The organism is Pseudomonas alkylphenolica (genome assembly GCF_004025535.1).
Classification (GTDB): domain Bacteria; phylum Pseudomonadota; class Gammaproteobacteria; order Pseudomonadales; family Pseudomonadaceae; genus Aquipseudomonas; species Aquipseudomonas alkylphenolica_A.
In genome coordinates this window covers 106261-123002 of the sequence record NZ_QJRG01000039.1, presented here as the reverse complement: position 1 = coordinate 123002, position 16742 = coordinate 106261, and the positions used below count along the sequence as shown (strand labels likewise).

The 16742-nt window shown below is 59.9% G+C and carries 14 protein-coding genes and 1 tRNA gene; 8 read left to right on the top strand and 7 right to left on the bottom strand.

Annotation, left to right across the window (positions count from 1 at the left end):
* Positions 1 to 2: 2 nt before the first annotated feature.
* The 4 genes from DM813_RS10320 to DM813_RS10305 are packed head-to-tail and all read left to right on the top strand — an operon-like array spanning position 3 to position 3470.
* Positions 3 to 764, top strand: coding sequence for an ABC transporter substrate-binding protein (locus tag DM813_RS10320; protein WP_128323298.1), 762 nt, complete (start codon positions 3 to 5; stop codon positions 762 to 764).
* 57 nt (positions 765 to 821) lie between these two features.
* Positions 822 to 1517, top strand: coding sequence for an ABC transporter permease (locus tag DM813_RS10315; RefSeq protein ID WP_128323297.1), 696 nt, complete (start codon positions 822 to 824; stop codon positions 1515 to 1517).
* On the top strand, positions 1514 to 2203 hold the full coding sequence (locus DM813_RS10310; protein ID WP_128323296.1) for an ABC transporter permease: 690 nt from the start codon (positions 1514 to 1516) through the stop codon (positions 2201 to 2203). The genes DM813_RS10315 and DM813_RS10310 overlap by 4 nt, the downstream gene beginning before the upstream one ends.
* A gap of 46 nt (positions 2204 to 2249) precedes the next feature.
* Positions 2250 to 3470: a methyltransferase gene (locus tag DM813_RS10305; RefSeq protein ID WP_128323295.1), complete on the top strand. Its 1221-nt coding sequence runs from the start codon at positions 2250 to 2252 to the stop codon at positions 3468 to 3470.
* Between the two features lie 242 nt (positions 3471 to 3712).
* On the opposite strand, the gene mdtI is transcribed toward DM813_RS10305, so the two are convergent.
* Entirely contained in the window at positions 3713 to 4042 is a 330-nt protein-coding gene (gene mdtI, locus DM813_RS10300) for a multidrug/spermidine efflux SMR transporter subunit MdtI (RefSeq protein WP_128323294.1), read from the bottom strand.
* Positions 4036 to 4395 carry an SMR family transporter gene (locus tag DM813_RS10295; RefSeq protein WP_128323293.1) on the bottom strand — a complete coding sequence of 120 codons (360 nt, stop codon included), beginning with the start codon at positions 4393 to 4395 and terminating at the stop codon, positions 4036 to 4038. The genes mdtI and DM813_RS10295 overlap by 7 nt, the downstream gene beginning before the upstream one ends.
* Before the next feature lie 449 nt (positions 4396 to 4844).
* Here DM813_RS10295 and DM813_RS10290 point away from each other — a divergent pair.
* Together DM813_RS10290 and DM813_RS10285 are read left to right on the top strand one after the other, a co-directional pair.
* Positions 4845 to 4920 (top strand) — tRNA-Thr (locus tag DM813_RS10290).
* Positions 4921 to 5508: 588 nt separating this feature from the next.
* Positions 5509 to 6888 (top strand): NAD(P)-binding domain-containing protein, encoded by a 1380-nt coding sequence (locus DM813_RS10285; RefSeq protein ID WP_128323292.1) that lies wholly within the window; start codon positions 5509 to 5511, stop codon positions 6886 to 6888.
* Here DM813_RS10285 and rfaD read toward each other — a convergent pair.
* Positions 6885 to 7916, bottom strand: a complete 1032-nt coding sequence (rfaD, locus tag DM813_RS10280; protein ID WP_128323291.1) for an ADP-glyceromanno-heptose 6-epimerase — start codon at positions 7914 to 7916, stop codon at positions 6885 to 6887. The two genes, DM813_RS10285 and rfaD, sit on opposite strands and share 4 nt — an antisense overlap.
* A gap of 60 nt (positions 7917 to 7976) precedes the next feature.
* The gene (locus tag DM813_RS10275; protein ID WP_128323290.1) at positions 7977 to 9173 is read right to left on the bottom strand and encodes an MFS transporter; all 1197 of its coding nucleotides are present in this window, start codon (positions 9171 to 9173) and stop codon (positions 7977 to 7979) included.
* Between the two features lie 223 nt (positions 9174 to 9396).
* Here DM813_RS10275 and DM813_RS10270 point away from each other — a divergent pair, with 223 nt between their 5' ends.
* On the top strand, positions 9397 to 11061 hold the full coding sequence (locus tag DM813_RS10270) for an FMN-binding glutamate synthase family protein (protein ID WP_128323289.1): 1665 nt from the start codon (positions 9397 to 9399) through the stop codon (positions 11059 to 11061).
* Positions 11062 to 11091: 30 nt separating this feature from the next.
* On the opposite strand, the gene DM813_RS10265 is transcribed toward DM813_RS10270, so the two are convergent.
* Positions 11092 to 12393: an OprD family porin gene (locus tag DM813_RS10265; RefSeq protein ID WP_128323288.1), complete on the bottom strand. Its 1302-nt coding sequence runs from the start codon at positions 12391 to 12393 to the stop codon at positions 11092 to 11094.
* A 449-nt stretch (positions 12394 to 12842) separates the two neighbouring features.
* Between DM813_RS10265 and DM813_RS10260 the strand changes: the two genes are divergently transcribed.
* Positions 12843 to 14945 carry a TonB-dependent receptor gene (locus DM813_RS10260; RefSeq protein ID WP_128323287.1) on the top strand — a complete coding sequence of 701 codons (2103 nt, stop codon included), beginning with the start codon at positions 12843 to 12845 and terminating at the stop codon, positions 14943 to 14945.
* Positions 14946 to 15020: 75 nt separating this feature from the next.
* Here DM813_RS10260 and DM813_RS10255 read toward each other — a convergent pair whose 3' ends face one another.
* A complete protein-coding gene (locus DM813_RS10255; protein ID WP_128323286.1) occupies positions 15021 to 15221 on the bottom strand; it encodes a hypothetical protein in 201 nt (66 codons plus the stop codon).
* A 182-nt stretch (positions 15222 to 15403) separates the two neighbouring features.
* A complete protein-coding gene (aguA, locus tag DM813_RS10250) occupies positions 15404 to 16510 on the bottom strand; it encodes an agmatine deiminase (protein ID WP_128323285.1) in 1107 nt (368 codons plus the stop codon).
* Positions 16511 to 16742: the final 232 nt, after the last annotated feature.

The window sequence follows — 16742 nt, the reverse complement described above, 5'->3', positions numbered from 1 at the left end:
GCATGCAGACCTATAAGAAATTCCTCCTGGCAGCTGCCGCCGCGCTGGTGTTTTCGGCCAATGCCATGGCTGCAGAAAAACTGAAGATGGGCATCGAGGCGGCCTACCCGCCGTTCAACAACAAGGACGCCAGTGGCAATGTCGTCGGTTTCGACAAGGACATCGGTGATGCCCTGTGCGCCAAGATGAAGGTCGAGTGCGAAGTCGTTACCTCCGACTGGGACGGTATCATCCCGGCGCTGAACGCCAAGAAGTTCGATTTCATCGTCTCGTCGCTGTCAATTACCGACGAGCGCAAGCAGGCGGTGGACTTCACCGACCCGTACTACTCGAACAAGCAACAGTTCATCGCCCCGAAAAAAGTCGACTTCAAAACCGACAAAGCCTCGCTCAAGGGCAAGACCCTCGGCACCCAGCGCGCCACCCAGGCCGCTACCTGGCTGGACGATAACGGCGGCATGGACGGCGACTTCAAGGTCAGCCTGTACGACACCCAGGAAAACGCCTACCTGGACCTGACCTCGGGCCGCGTCGACGCCCTGCTGGCCGACAAATACGCCAACTACGACTGGCTCAAGTCTGCTGCCGGCCAGAACTACGAGTTCAAAGGCGAGCCGGTGAACGAAAGCGACAAGGTCGGTATCGCTGTGCGCAAAGGTGACAACGAACTGCGCAACAAGCTGAACGCCGCTCTGAAGGAAATCGTTGCCGACGGCACCTACAAGAAGATCAACGACAAGTACTTCCCGTTCAGCATCTATTGATTCGCCCCGACCGGTATCGCCCTTTCGGCGATGCCGGTCCCTTGAACAAACCTGCCCATGAATATTGATCTCTACGGATTCGGTCCGGCCTTGGTGGCCGGAACGCTGATGACCGTCAAACTCGCGTTGTCGGCCCTGTGTCTGGGGCTGGTACTGGGGCTGCTTGGCGCCCTGGCGAAAACTTCACCGTACAAACCCCTGCAATGGCTGGGTGGTTTCTACTCCACCCTGGTTCGCGGCGTGCCCGAACTGCTCTGGGTGCTGCTGATTTACTTTGGCACCGTCAGCCTGATGAACCGGCTTGGCGAAGCTCTGAATATTCCCGGCCTGGAGCTCAACGCCTTTGCTGCGGGCGTGATCGCCCTGGGCCTGTGCTTTGGCGCCTATGCAACGGAAGTCTTCCGCGGCGCGATCCTCGCCATCCCCAAAGGCCACCGCGAAGCGGGCCTGGCCCTGGGCCTGTCCAAAGGGCGGATTTTCTCCAGGCTGATTTTGCCGCAGATGTGGCGCATCGCCCTGCCGGGCCTGGGCAACCTGTTCATGATCCTGATGAAGGACACCGCGCTGGTGTCGGTAATCGGCCTGGAAGAGATCATGCGTCATTCGCAGATCGCCGTGACGGTGAGCAAGCAGCCTTTCACCTTCTATATGGTCGCCGCCGTCATCTACCTGGGCCTGACCGTGCTGGCCATGACCGGCATGTACTTCATGGAAAAACGTGCCGCACGCGGCTTCGCGAGGCCTAACCAATGAACTGGGAAGTCATCATCAAGTGGCTGCCGCGTCTGGCCCAAGGTGCCACGCTGACCCTTGAACTGGTCACCATCGCCGTGATTGCCGGCCTGATCCTGGCCATTCCGCTGGGTATCGCGCGCTCGTCGCGCCACTGGTATGTGCGGGCACTGCCGTTCGGCTACATCTTCTTCTTCCGCGGTACGCCGCTGCTGGTCCAGCTCTTTCTGGTGTACTACGGCCTGGCCCAGTTCGATGCGGTGCGCAATAGCGCCTTCTGGCCGTACTTGCGCGATCCGTTCTGGTGCACCGTGCTGACCATGACCCTGCACACGGCCGCCTACATCGCCGAGATCCTGCGTGGCGCGCTGCAAGCCATCCCTCGCGGTGAAATCGAAGCCGCGCGTGCCCTGGGCATGTCCAGGGCCAAGGCGCTGTTCTACATCATGCTGCCTCGCGCTGCGCGGATCGGCCTGCCGGCCTACAGTAACGAAGTGATCCTCATGCTCAAGGCCAGTGCCCTGGCGAGCACCGTGACACTGCTGGAACTGACCGGCATGGCGCGGACGATCATCGCCCGCACCTACCTGCCCGTGGAGATCTTCTTCGCCGCCGGCCTGTTCTACCTGGTGATCTCGTTCCTGCTGGTGCAAGCGTTCAAGCAACTTGAACGCTGGCTGCGCGTCGACGCCTGTCAGGGTCGTTGATCCTGTATAACGGGGCTGATCACAGCCCCGTTTTTTCTACCTGCCCATGACCACCCCACGCCCGCTCACCAACGACCAACTGCTCAGCCGCTTCCAGGCCCTGGACGGTTTTGTGCGCGAGCATCAGGCGCTATGGCGACCACGCCCTTTTACCCAGCTACAACTCCCCTGGGAGGCCGATCACCCGGCGCTGTCCAGCTGGTTGCGGCAACGTTCGCTGGAGCAGGCCGAAGCGGCGCACAACCATCCTGAACAGCTGGGGGCACCCGCGCCTTTTCCACTGCTGGCGAAACAGGCCGGGCAACTGTCTGAAGTCGGCGAACTGCCCAGCATTGCCCTGGCACCCGCGAGCCATCGCCTGAATGTGGATGTACCGGGGCGCAAGTGGCAGCAGATCGAGGCTTTTGCCAGCCATCTGGGCTTTACCCGTACGCCGCAGCACTGGCTGGACTGGTGCTCAGGCAAAGGCCACCTGGGCCGGCGCCTGTTGCAGGCCGACCGGCAACGCCTGACCTGCCTGGAGTTCGACCCGACGCTGGTCGCAGCCGGCCGCGAACTCAGCCTGCATCACCAACTGGACGCCGAACACCGCCTGCAGGATGTCCTCGCTGGCGACGCCGCACAGCAACTGGGCCCGGAACATACCGCCGTGGCCCTGCATGCCTGCGGCGATCTGCATGTGCGCCTGATGCAACTGGCCAGTCAGCAGGGCTGCCGTCAGTTGGCGATTGCGCCGTGCTGCTACAACCGCATTCAGGCGCCGGTGTATCAACCGCTGTCTGCGGCGGCCATTGCCTCCGGCTTGCAGTTGTCGGTTGATGACCTCGGCCTGCCACTGAGCGAAACCGTTACCGCCGGCGCCCGGGTGCGTCGGCAGCGCGACGAGTCGATGGCCAGGCGCCTGGGGTTCGATCTGCTGCAACGCCAGCTGCGCGGCGAGGATGAGTACTTGCCGACGCCGTCATTGCCGGTCAGCTGGCTGCACAAGCCCTATGCCGACTATTGCCGGGAGCTGGCCGCCCTCAAGGGCCTGCACATCGATCAACAGCCTGACTGGGATGCCCTTCAGACCAAGGGCTGGCAGCGCCTGGCGCAGGTGCGCAACCTTGAGCTGCTGCGCAACCTGTTCCGTCGCCCGCTGGAACTGTGGCTGGTACTGGATCGCGCTTTGTACTTGCAGGAACAGGGTTACCAGCTACAGTTGGGTGTCTTCTGCGAACAACCACTGACACCACGCAACCTGATGCTCCTGGCAGAGCGTCACTAGGCTTGCCGCGCAACTGTGCGCAGCCTGTGGATAAGTCTGTGGGAAACCTTTTGAAAAAACCCTGAAAAACCTTGGATCCAAGCGCTTTATGCGACTGGCTGCTTTTTGTTCAGCCGTTTAGGGCCAGCAAAAACAGCCATTTGCGCAAAGACCAACGGCAAGCGTTGGTCCGATGTACGCGCTACATACCTGGCATGCGCCTTGTGCATAAGCTTTCCAGCGAATGGCTCTAAGGGCGTTGATCAGGCCAGTTTCAACAGGCTCATGCCCGCCAGCAACAGCACCAGGCCCAACCAGCCCCGCCCGGCCAGACGCTGACCGAACAAGGCCCAGCCCATGGCCACTGTGGCGAGAATGCCGAAGCCGCCCCAGATGGCATATGCCAGCGACAGTTCAATATCGCGAACAGCCTGCGCCAGCGCGGTAAAGGCCGCCAGCACACAGAGAATCGAGGCGATACCCAGCGCACGTTTGCGAAAGCCGTCGGAGTACTTGAGCAACAGGTTGGCGATTACTTCCAGCACGATGGCCAGGCCCAGCCAGGCAAAGGGAATCCAGTTCATGGTTAGCATGGCAGTGCCTCCGTATTACGCGGGGCAGGTGCAGCGCGGGTACCCGACTTGATCAGCAGGATACCGGCGATCATCACACCCAGGCCTGCGGCCTTGAGCAGACCCAGGCTTTCGCCCAGCCAAGTGACACTGATCAGGGTGATGAAGACGATACCGATACCTTCCCACAGCGCGTAGGCAACACCTACCGGCACCCGCTTGACCGCCAGGGCGAGGAAGAAATACGACAGGCCGATCAGGGCATACATCAAGCCATGACCAAGAATCGGGTGATGTGTGGCGGCGAATTTCATCGACGCGGTACCGATCACCTCAGCGGTGATGGCAATGAACAGATAGATCCAGGAACGCATGATGCCCTCCCACGGGCGACACAATCCGAACGCACTCGCGGCGTCGGCTACAGACAAAAAGAGAAGAAAGACTGTTTGTCGGGGGAGGCGCTACAGATCGCCGGTCCAGTGACGTTCACGGGAAACCAGGCGGGAGGTGAAGAGCGGAAACGCTTTAGTGTTCAACATAATGGACACTAAATTAGCTCAAGGCATCGCCAAAGTCAAAGCGATAGAAAATAACTAATAAAAACTCGCGTCCTTCAGGATGGATTCAGGAGAAAGCCCTTAAAGGCGACGGAAAGCGTTGTAAATTATTTTTGTCGCCTTCAAAAACCAAGGCGAGCGCCCTCTTCCTCTTGGCTGAATCGCAGAAATCACTACCGGAAAGCCGCTGAATTCGGGCCTTGAAAGGAAAATTGCAGAAGTAGTTTACAGACGCAAACTGATCGCTATAATGACGCCCCTGTGCCGGTATAGCTCAGATGGTAGAGCAACTGACTTGTAATCAGTAGGTCCCGGGTTCGATTCCTGGTGCCGGCACCATACGCAGTAGAAAAGAGGCTCACCGAAAGGTGGGCCTTTTTTGTTTTCGCCTGGAAAACACCGCGCGCTTGATCGCAGGTTTGTGTCTTCGCAAGTCAGTGCAATCCTGTAGGAGCGGATTCATCCGCGATGGACTGCGTAGCAGGCCCGGTTTGGTGTCGCACTTTCGACTTTCGCGGATAAATTCGCTCCTACCGTTATCAGGTGCGCCGTAGACTGTTACCCCACAGGGAGCAGTGAACCTTGTAATCCCACCCCCCATCCGTTATAGCTAAAAAGGCATCCATAACCAAAAGAGGCAGAATCAGCCCGTCATGAACGAGACCACACGTATCTTTCGCCCCCAAGGCCCGTTTGCCGCACTGTTCGGCAAGACGATCGGGCCCAGCACACACTCGCCCCTCTCGACACTGTTCCACACGCTGTCGATTCCACCCCGCGACATCCTTCTCGCGCATAAGCGCAAGCGACCCGTCCCTCCGCCTGCCCGCTGACACCTGAAGTTCTTCGCTTTCCATCGCCCTCGGCTCTGCCGTTCAGGGCTGGAGACGCTTTGCCTTTTTTCAGTGTTTTCTGTCAGGAAATCTTATGACTATTCGTGTTGCCATTATCGGCGCGGGCCCCTCTGGCCTGGCGCAACTGCGTGCCTTTCAATCCGCTCACGCCCAGGGCGCAGCCATGCCCGAGGTGGTGTGTTTCGAGAAGCAGGCCGACTGGGGCGGGATGTGGAACTACACCTGGCGCACCGGGCTGGATCAGCACGGCGAGCCGGTGCACGGCAGTATGTACCGCTACCTGTGGTCGAACGGGCCGAAAGAATGCCTGGAGTTCGCCGACTACAGTTTCGATGAACATTTCGGCCGGCCGATCTCGTCTTATCCCCCACGCGAGGTGCTCTGGGATTACATTCAGGGCCGGGTGATCAAAGCCGGTGTGCGCGATTACATTCGCTTCAATACGGCGGTAAAAGCCGTACGCTTCGATGAGGCCAGCCGCACCTTCACGGTCAATGCCTACGACTATGCACGCGGTGAAGGCATCGAGCAGGTGTTCGATTATGTGGTGGTGGCCAGCGGGCATTTCTCTACGCCCAACGTGCCGGATTTTGAAGGCTTCGAGCGCTTCTCCGGGCGCATTCTGCACGCACACGATTTCCGCGAGGCGATGGAGTTCAAGGGCAAGGACGTGCTGATCGTGGGCAGCAGCTATTCGGCCGAAGACATCGGCTCGCAATGCTTCAAGTACGGTGCCCGCTCAATCACCAGCGCTTATCGCACCCAGCCGATGGGCTACAAATGGCCAAAGGGCTGGGAAGAGCGCCCGCAACTGCAGCGGGTGGAAGGCGACATGGCGTTTTTCGCCGACGGCTCCAGCAAGCGCATCGATGCGATCATTCTGTGCACCGGTTACCAGCATCACTTCCCCTTCCTGCCGGACGAGCTGACGCTCAAGACCGACAACCGTCTGTGGCCGCTGGGGCTGTATCAGGGCGTGATCTGGGAGCACAACCCGCAGCTAATCTACCTCGGCATGCAGGACCTCTGGTACAGCTTCAACCTGTTCGACGCACAGGCCTGGTTTGCCCGCGACTACATGTTCGGGCGCATCACGCTGCCCACTACTGCCGACATGCAGGCTGACAACGCCCAATGGCGCGCGCAAGAAGAAGCGCTGGAAACCACTGCATCGATGTATGAGTTCCAGGGGCGTTACATCGCGCACCTGATCGAGCAGACCGACTATCCACGCTTCGATATCGATGCAGTAAACCGCATCTTCCTGAAATGGAAGACGGACAAGAAGCAGGACATCATGGGCTACCGCGACAAGTCTTACCGCTCGGTGATTACCGGGACGGCAGCGGTGCCCCACCACACGCGCTGGCTGAAGGCCATGGATGACTCGCTGGAGGAGTACCTGCGCGAGACCTCAGCCAAGAGCGATGTGAAAGCCCTGCATAAAAATTAAGCGGCCGCCGCTTGCTTGAACGGAGCAGGTGGCGGGCTTTGTATTCCCTGCAACCAGTCGCAGTAGCGGGCAACGCCTTGCTCGACTGTCAGTGTTGGTGCCATGAAACCTGCAGCGCGCAAGCGCTCAAGGTCGGCGCAGGTATAGCACTGATACTTGCCACGCAAGTGATCAGGGAATTCACTGTATTCCAGAATACCTTCGAGCAAGGCCATTTCCAGTGACAGCGGGGGCTGGCCCTGCTGTTCACGCAGGCGGTTGATCACCGCCAGGGCGACATCGTTGAAGGGCTGGGCCCGGCCGCTGCCCACATTGAAAATGCCGCTCAACCGCGGGCGGTCAAGGAAGAACAGGTTGACCTTGACCACGTCCTCAACCGAGACAAAATCACGCAGGTGCCCGCCGCTGGGGTAGTCGCCATAACTGCCAAACAGGCTGACCTTGCCATGGGCCTGGTACTGATTGAAGCAATGCAGGGCCACGGAAGCCATGGCACCTTTGTGCTGCTCGTGAGGCCCGTAGACGTTGAAGTAACGCAGGCCAACGATCTGGCTGCGCGCCACCGGCAGCTGCCGGCGCACACGCTGGTCAAACAGAAACTTGGAGTAGCCGTAGACATTCAGCGGACGCTCGCATTCGCGCTGTTCGCGAAAGTCCTGCCCGGCGCCGTACACCGCCGCCGACGACGCATAAAGCATCGGTACCTGCAGGCCTTGGGCGGCATCGAGCAGGTCGCGGCTGAAGCGGTAGTTGTTGTCCATCATGAAGCGCCCGTCGCCTTCGACGGTGCTTGAGCAGGCGCCCTGGTGCAACACGGCGCGCACTTTGCCGAACTGGCCGCGACTGAAGCGGTCAAGAAAATCATCCTTGTCCAGGTAGTCAGCGATGTCACTGTCGGCAAGGTTGCTGAATTTGTCGCCATCGGTCAGGTCGTCGACGGCGATGATGTCGGTTTCGTTGCGCTGATTAAGGGCCTGAACCAGGTTACTACCGATAAACCCGGCGGCGCCGGTCACGATAATCGTCATGCCAAATCCCCCTGTAAGGGTGCGAAGCGACCATTCTAGGGAGTGTTTTTTGTACAACTATTAACCAGGATCAATAATTCCACTGGTTTTCCCCAATCGGCGCCCCAGCAGTCGACTCAGGCTGATTGCCCAGTTGAGCAGGGCGACCACCAGCAAACAGACCATCATTGCTTCGGTGCCGCCACTGACGATCAGGTGCCCGGCCAGCCAGGGAAAGCCGAACACACCAAGGAAGTACGACAGGCTGAACAGCAACAGCGCCTGCGGCGTGTGCCCGAGCGGTGCCTGATTGGCGGCCAGGCCGTTGATCACCGAGTAGTTCAAGCCGTAACCCACACCCAGCAGTGCTGCAGCCAGCAGGTAGCCGAGATTACCCTGCACCTGCCAACCCAAAGCCACGACCGCCAGCACGATAAACCCCGAAAGCAGGCAGGAGGCGCGATAAGCATCGCACTTGACCACCCAGCCGGCGATCAGCAGACGGCAGCTGATCGCAGCACTCATGAAGCCGATGAAAAACAGCGAGTAGTCCAGCCCACGACCGGCGGCATAAGACGTTTGAAAACTGCCCAGACCGCCAAAGATGGCGCCGCCCAGGCCCACCATGAGAATCGGCCAGCGTGCTTTCGAGCCCAGCACCAGGATGCTTGCCCGACGGCTGATGCTGACCCGGCTGCTCGCCGGACGCTGCTGGCGTGCCAGGTGGTTGAATATCACCAAACCGATCAATGCAGCCAATGCCGCCGTGTAGAACGCCGTTTGTACAGGCAGGGCGAAGAAGCTGGCCAGCTTGCCCACCAAGGGCCCGGAACCGATACCGCTCATCATGCTGCCCGAGAGCAGGGCAAAGCTGTGGGTGCGGCGCTGCGCATCGACCCGTTCGGCCACCAGAATCGGCCCCAGGGTATAGAACGCGCCCCACCCCAGCCCCAGAACCAGGCCACACAGCATCAACCCTCCGCCAGTGCCGGGCACCAGGGCAAAGCCCAGGCAGGCGCCAACCAGACACAACGCAGAAAGCGCGATGGCCCTGGCCGACCCCAGGCGATCGGCCAGATGCCCGCTGCCGAGCACTGCAACCACAGTGCTGAGCATCGCCAGGGAAATGATCTGGCCGGCGTCCTGCTCATTGCCGCCCCGGCTACTGACCAGCAGTGACAGTAAAAAGGTCGAGCCATAGGACAACGACAGCAGGTAGCTGGCCAGGCAGAGCAGGCCGAACCCCTGCCCGGCGTTTTCGGTGCGCGGTGCGGACATCGTGCGGATTCACTTGAAAATTACGGGAGAAGCCTTGTAACACGGGGCTGCCGAGCGGCTGTTATGCAACTGCCGGAGTTGGGTTCAGTCAACAGCGAACTAACGCGCTGCAACGCGCCTTTGCAAGCACGTCGGGGATAAAAGTCTTTTACCGATTTCACGGGTTTTCCGCGCGCACGCTTACCCTATCCTAGGGCGAATCTCTTATGTCAGCGGAAGATTCATGAAAGCTTCGCTTCCCAGCCGTTACGCCTGTCTGGTCGGCTGTCTGCTCTTTACCGGTATCAGCCTGAACTACCTGTCGAGCCACGCCTGGCTCTGGCCCTTCACCCTGATCAGCACCCTGCTCAGCCTGGTGGGGCTCAATGACCTTCGACAAAGCCACCACGCAGTGCGACGCAACTACCCGATCCTGGGCAATATCCGTTACCTGATCGAAACCATCCGCCCGGAAATTCGCCAGTACCTGCTGGAGGGCGATGACGACAAGCTGCCCTTCTCCCGTGCCCAGCGCTCGCTGGTGTACGCACGCGCCAAGAATGAAAGCGCGGAAAAAGCCTTCGGCACGCTCAATGACGTCTACCGCCCGGGCTTCGAGTTCATCAGCCATTCGATGCTGCCGGCAGACACCCCAGACCCCGCCTCGTTTCGCATCGCCATTGGTGGCCCGCAGTGCCGCCAACCCTACTCGGCATCGATCTTCAACATCTCGGCGATGAGCTTCGGCGCCCTCAGTGCCAACGCCATTGCTGCACTCAACCAGGGCGCCAAACGCGGTCGCTTCGCCCATGACACCGGGGAAGGCAGCATCAGCCCCTACCACCGCGAACACGGCGGCGACCTGATCTGGGAAATCGGCAGTGGTTATTTCGGCTGTCGCACCAGTGACGGCCGCTTCGACCCCAAACGCTTCGCCGAGCAGGCTCGCGACCCGCAGGTGAAGATGATCGAAATCAAGCTGAGCCAGGGTGCAAAACCCGGGCATGGCGGGATTCTGCCCGGGCACAAGGTCAGTGCCGAGATTGCCGCCACCCGTGGCGTGACGGTCGGCGAAGACTGCATCTCACCGGCGGCGCACAGCGCCTTCCGCACGCCGCTCGAACTGCTGGAATTCATCGCCCAGTTGCGCATGCTGTCTGGGGGCAAGCCGGTCGGCTTCAAGTTCTGCCTGGGGCATCCGTGGGAGTTCATGGGCATCGCCAAGGCCATGCTGGAGACCGGCATCGTTCCCGATTTCATCGTGGTCGATGGCAAGGAAGGCGGGACAGGCGCCGCACCACGTGAATTCAGCGACAACATCGGCGTGCCGATGCGCGAAGGCCTGATGTTCGTGCACAACACCCTGGTCGGCCTGAACCTGCGCGACAAGGTGCGCATCGGTGCCGGCGGCAAGATTGTCAGTGCCTTCGACATCGCCAGCGTACTGGCCATCGGCGCGGACTGGGTGAACTCGGCACGGGGCTTCATGTTTGCCATTGGCTGCATCCAGTCACAGAGCTGCCATACCAACAAGTGCCCGACCGGCGTGGCCACCCAGGACCCACTGCGCCAGCGCGCCCTGGTGGTGCCGGACAAGGCCGAGCGGGTCTACAGTTTTCACCGCAACACCCTGCATGCACTGGCCGAGATGCTCGCCGCCGCGGGCCTGGATCACCCGTCCCAGCTCAAGCCCAAACACCTGGTACGGCGTATCAGCGCCAGTGAGATCCGTCTGTTTTCCCAACTGCACGTATTCCTCAAGCCCGGTGAGTTGCTCAGCGGCTCGATCGACAGCGAGTTCTATGCACGGATGTGGCGGATGGCCCGCAGCGACAGCTTCGAACCGGATACCGGTGAGGCGCCGGCGGTCAAGCGCGCCCTGCCCCAGAAACAAACAACCCCGGCCTAGGCCGGGGTTGTCAGTAACACCAAACAGCTATCAGAGGATGCTGATCGGGTACTCGATGAACACACGTACTTCGTTGCCGTCATCGTTGTAGCCGTTCTGGCGAACGCTTTCAGACGTACGCAGGAACGAGCCACGCAGTTTGACCGACAGGTCCTTGGCAGGGCCGTCTTGAACCACGTACTTGAGCTGGTTGAAGATTTCGCGCTCTTTACCTTCACCGAAACCGTGGGTGTTGATGTTGTCACCACGCACGTAAGCGATGTTGTACTTCAGACCCGGTACGCCGAAGGCGCCGAAGTCCAGGCCGTAGCCGATCTGCCAGGAACGCTCGTCTTCGGCGTTGAAGTCAGACCAGTAGGAGTTGGCCAGGTAGATGGTCGAGCCACCGTCACCGACACCGCCAGCGTTCTGGTAGAAGCCGTACTGGTAACCAGTGGAGCCGGTGCTGCGCTGGTGAGCCAGGGTGATCGAGTGCGGGCCGAAGGCGTAAGTGGCCGCCAGGCTCCAGATGGTGTTGGAGTCGCCGGTAAGGTCGGCTTCAGCGACATACTTCTTGTCGATGTCCGACTTGTAGCCGTTGAAGTCCAGGGTCAGGGACTGGTCATCCGCCAGCGGATGAACGTAGTTGACGCCCAGGTAGTACTTTTTCAGGACGTCTTCAACATCCGAGCCGTACACCGAAGCCGACAGGTTTTCGGTGAACTTGTAGCTGCCGCCCAGTACGTTGATCGACTTCAGGCCACCGCTGTCACGGCCTTCAGCACTTTTACGCGCTTCCTGGGTGAAACGGCCAGCATTCAGTTCCAGGCCCTGGATCTCCTTGGAGGTGATCAGTGTACCGGTGTAGCTCTCTGGCAGCAGGCGCGCGTCGTCGTATTGCAGAACCGGCAGTTCCGGCATCTGGTCGCCGTATTTCAACACGGTGTTGGAGACGCGGAATTTGACTGCGGCGCCGCCACGAGCCAGGTTGTGCGGGGAGTTCTGCTGGTTGGTCGGCGAGTCGCCATCGGCCGGTTTGAAGAAGTCGATACCGCCGCCGCCATTGCGGCCTTTACCACCGTCCAAACGCACTGCGTACAGACCAAACGCGTCTACGCCCACACCAACGGTGCCCTGGGTGAAGCCGGAGGAGAACTTGCCGATGAAGGCCTGGCCCCATTCGGACTGATCGTTGGTGTCGTGCTTCTTGTCACGGTTGATGAAGGCGTTACGCAGCAGCAGGTTTGCGCTGCTGTCTTCTACGAAGCCCTTCGACGCGGCCTGGTCATTGGCCATGGCCTGAGTCGCTGCCATTAGCCCCAGCGCGATCAGGCTGATCCTGGTTTTCAACATTTTATTTTCCTTATTACCTAGTCAAATACGCTCTGCAGCCGACGCCAGAACCACGCCCCCTGCGTGGGTTGACGCTCGCGGGTCAGAAAATAAAAAGCCCGCATGCGAATGATCGCAGCGGGCCTTTTATTTTGGACTCTTGGCTGGTGGGCCTACAGGCGTTGTTCGAATCCTATCCGCGCGCGGATCGTCGTGTCAAAAAAACGTGAAAAAGTGGCGACTATTGACGTGATCTGCAGCCGTTAAGGGAGGATTCCTACATTTTTTGCGCACCAAAGCCGGGTAAAAATGGATCCAAATCAATGCATTAAACGCGAAACATTCAGAAACATTAATTCAACCGAGGGCAACATAAACAATTAACACAAGTAAATGCAAAGCATTATCATCCGCGCAAAAATCCCGGTACGACTTTCGTCTAACACGCCAACCCCCTCGGATGTTCTTGCATGCCTGCCCCCTGCCGTCTTTCGCCCTTGTCCCTGGGTGTTTCCCTGTTCCTCAGTTCCGGCCTTGCCCTGGCGGCCACTACCACCCTGCCTGAAGTGTCGGTAACGGCCCAAAGCGACCGCGAACAGGATGACCCGCGCGTCAAAGAGGTGACCACCGCCACGCGCACGGCCACCCCGGCCCGCTATGTTCCCCAGGCCATCGACTCGGTGAAGACCAGCAATGTGCTGGACTATGGCACCAACGATCTGGGCAAGGCACTGAGCGGTATCCCCAACGTCAGCAGCGGCGCCGACACCCGCTTTGACAGCGTGCGGATTCGCGGCTTCGATGCCAGCAACGACTTCTATCTGGACGGTATTCGCGACGACAGCCAGTACGTGCGCGACCTGCACAACATTGAGCGGGTCGAGGTGCTCAAGGGCCCGGCGGCGGTGCTGTATGGCCGCGGCAGCCAGGGCGGCATCGTCAACCGCGTGAGCAAGATGCCGGAACCCGGCCGCCGCTCAAGCATTGAAGCCCAGGGCGGCAGCGAAGACCTGCGCAGCCTGTACGCCGACCTCAGTGCCGACCCGACCGAGAACATCAGCCTGCGCCTGAACATGGGCAACCAGGATAACAACAGCTTTCGCGATGGCATCGACGGCAGCCGTCAGTTGTTCGCCCCGTCGATGAGCTGGCAACTGACCCCGGAGCTCAACTGGCTGGTGCAGTACGAATACAGCCGCTACAACCGTACACCCGACCGTGGCATTCCCAGCGTCAACGGGCGCCCGGCGGATGTTGACCGTGGCACCACTTATGGCGACACCCAGCGCGACTTCATCGACGACAAGGCGCAATCGCTGCGCTCGCGGCTGAACTTCCAACTCAGTGAAAACTGGCAGGTACGCCACACCCTGGGCCTGTTCAAGCTCAACAGCGATTTCGACAACACCTATCAGACTGGCTACAACGCCAGCACCAATCAGGTCACCCGCCAGCGCTGGCAGCAGGACCTGAACACCCGCAACCTGTTCAACACCCTTGAGCTGGAAGGCAACATCGACACCTTCGGCCTGCAACACACCCTGCTCACCGGCCTTGAGTTCGGCAACCAGCGCCGTGACCCGCTGCTCTACACCGCCGCGACCCGAGGGGCCGGTGCCCAGCCAGTACCGAGCCTGGACCTGAACAACCCCAACCGCCACCTGCAGCACAATGGCCTGATGGTGCCGTCCAGCAACAACCACACCGTGGTCGATAGCCGTGGCCTTTACATCCAGGACCAGCTGCGCCTGAACGATCAGTGGCAGGTACTGGCCGGTGTGCGCTTCGACCAGTTCGATGTCGAGACCACCAACAAGCTCAGGAACATTTCAGAAAAGCAGGACAGCAACAGCACCAGCCCGCGTCTGGGCGTGGTCTATTCGCCGTGGAAAGAGCATTCCTTCTACGCCTCCTGGAGCAAAACCTTCTCGCCGGTGGGCGGTGGCCTGATCGGTATCACTCCGGGCGCTGCCGGTAACACCAACGAAACCAGCCCTGAAGAAACCCGCCAGAAAGAGGTCGGGATCAAGAGCGACTGGTTCGACGAACGCCTGAGCACCACCCTCGCCGTGTATGAGCTGGAGCTCTATAACCGCCGCACCAGCGACCCGAATGACCCGGGTGTCACCGTGCTTACCGGCTTGCAGCGCTCGCGCGGCGTGGAGTTAACGGCCATGGGCAATATCGTTGGCAACTGGTACATGCGCGGCGGCATCGGCATTCAGGATGCAACCATTGTTGAAGACAACAACGGCCAGGAAGGCAATCGCGTCAGCAACGTGGCCAAGCGCAATGGCAGCCTGTTTATTACCTGGAAGCCTGAAATGGGCTGGTACGGCGAAACCGGCCTGACCCTGGTCGGCGAGCGCTATGCCGACAACCAGAACACTGCCCTGCTGCCTGGTTATGGCCGTTGGGACGCCCTGGCTGGCTACCGTACCAAGGACTGGGACCTGCGTGCCGCCTTGAACAACATTGCCGACAAGACCTACTACAGTTCAGCGACCAGCGCTGCGCAGATCCAGTTCGGCGACCCGCGTAGCCTGGTGGTTACCGGCACCTACAGTTTCTGATCCTGGCACAAGCAAAAGGGGCGGCCACTGCGCAAGCAGTGCCGCCCCTTTCTATTTGTGCAGCCAGCGCGTCACTCAGCCTGCGCTGTCACCCAGCAAGGCCTCAAGCTCTGCATCGGTGATCAGCCCCGCCGGGTAGCGTTCCAGCAGTGTGCGTCGGTGTTTGGTCTGCCTGACCCGGGCGCTTCCATGGTTTTTCAACCACTGTGCCACACGTTGCAGCGACTCGTGGTTGATGGATGATGAGGGCGAAGCCGGCTCACTTACTGCATTCATTTCGACACGTACTCCCTGGGCCGTGAGCGGCTAACCTACTCATACTTTGTGACAGAACATCGCTGTTCTATCTGCTTGAAATACAATGCAAAACAAATACAAGAGGTGTGCCATTGCAGCTGCCGATTGTCGCCCGCGCATAAAAAAACCCGTCCGGAGACGGGTTTTTTATTGGCTTACATTCAACCTTTGAATGGCGCCGGCTGTTGCTGGGTCAGGCAGTGGATGTTGCCGCCACCCAACAGCATCTCGCGACCCGGGATCATCACCACTTCATGTTCCGGGAATACACGCGCCAGAATCGCTCTAGCTTGGGCATCTGCCGGGTCGTCAAAGCTTGGCGCAATGATGCCGCCATTGACGATCAGGAAGTTGACGTAGGACCCGGCCAGGCGAACCGACGGGTTGCGCTCCTGGCTACCGGCCACAGGATCAACACCGGCGCACTCTTCTTCAGTGGCGTACAGCGGCCCCGGAATCGGCATTTTATGCACCGTAAAGGTGCGGCCTTTGGCGTCGCGGCTGTTCTGCAAGACCTCCAGTGCGGCGTGGCAGCGCGCGTAGTTGGGGTCTTGGGGATCATCTGTCCAGGCCAGTAACACTTCACCCGGGCTGACGTAACAGCAGAAGTTGTCGACGTGGCCATCGGTCTCGTCGTTGTACAGGCCGTCCGGCAGCCAGATGATGGTCTCGACCGCCAGGTGCTCGCGCAGCACCTCTTCGATCTGCTCACGGTTCAGGTGCGGGTTGCGGTTGTGGTTGAGCAGGCACTCTTCGGTGGTAATCAGGGTGCCTTCGCCGTCGACGTGGATCGAGCCACCTTCAAGCACAAAGCCTTCGGTGTGGTAACGCGCGCAGCGCTCCATCTCGAGGACCTTGCTGGCTACTTGCTCGTCACGGTTCCACGGTGCGTACAAACCGCCTTCGAAACCACCCCAGGCATTGAAGCCCCAGTCAACACCACGGACTTCGCCGCTGTTGTTGATGACGAAGGTCGGGCCGGTGTCGCGCACCCAGGCGTCGTCGTTGCTGATTTCCACCACGCGCACGTTCGGCACGTCCAGACGGGCGCGTGCGTTGTCGTACTGCGCGGCCGAAACGGCCACGGTGACCGGCTGGAAACGGGCGATGGCCTTGGCCAGCGTCACGTGGGCAGCCTGTACCGGCTTGCCGCCCAGGCGCCAGTTGTCCGGGCGCTCGGGCCAGACCATCCAGACCTGGGTTTGCGGTGCCCATTCGGCCGGCATGTAGAAGCCGTCGGCGCGTGGAGTGCTGTTCAGCGTTTTCATGAGTAAACCTTTGCAAGGCTCGACGCAGGCATCAGACACGGCGTCGAGGTCATTGAATGATCAGGATTCCAGCACACCTTCTTCGGTCTCATTGAGCGCCTCGAGTACAGGTGTTATACACAGCTTTATATCCGATAAATATCTGCTTTAAAAGTAGCACACAAAAATATTCAGGTATAAAAAAGCCGCTTAAACCGATAATAATCGATTTAAGCGACGTTCAATCTACGCG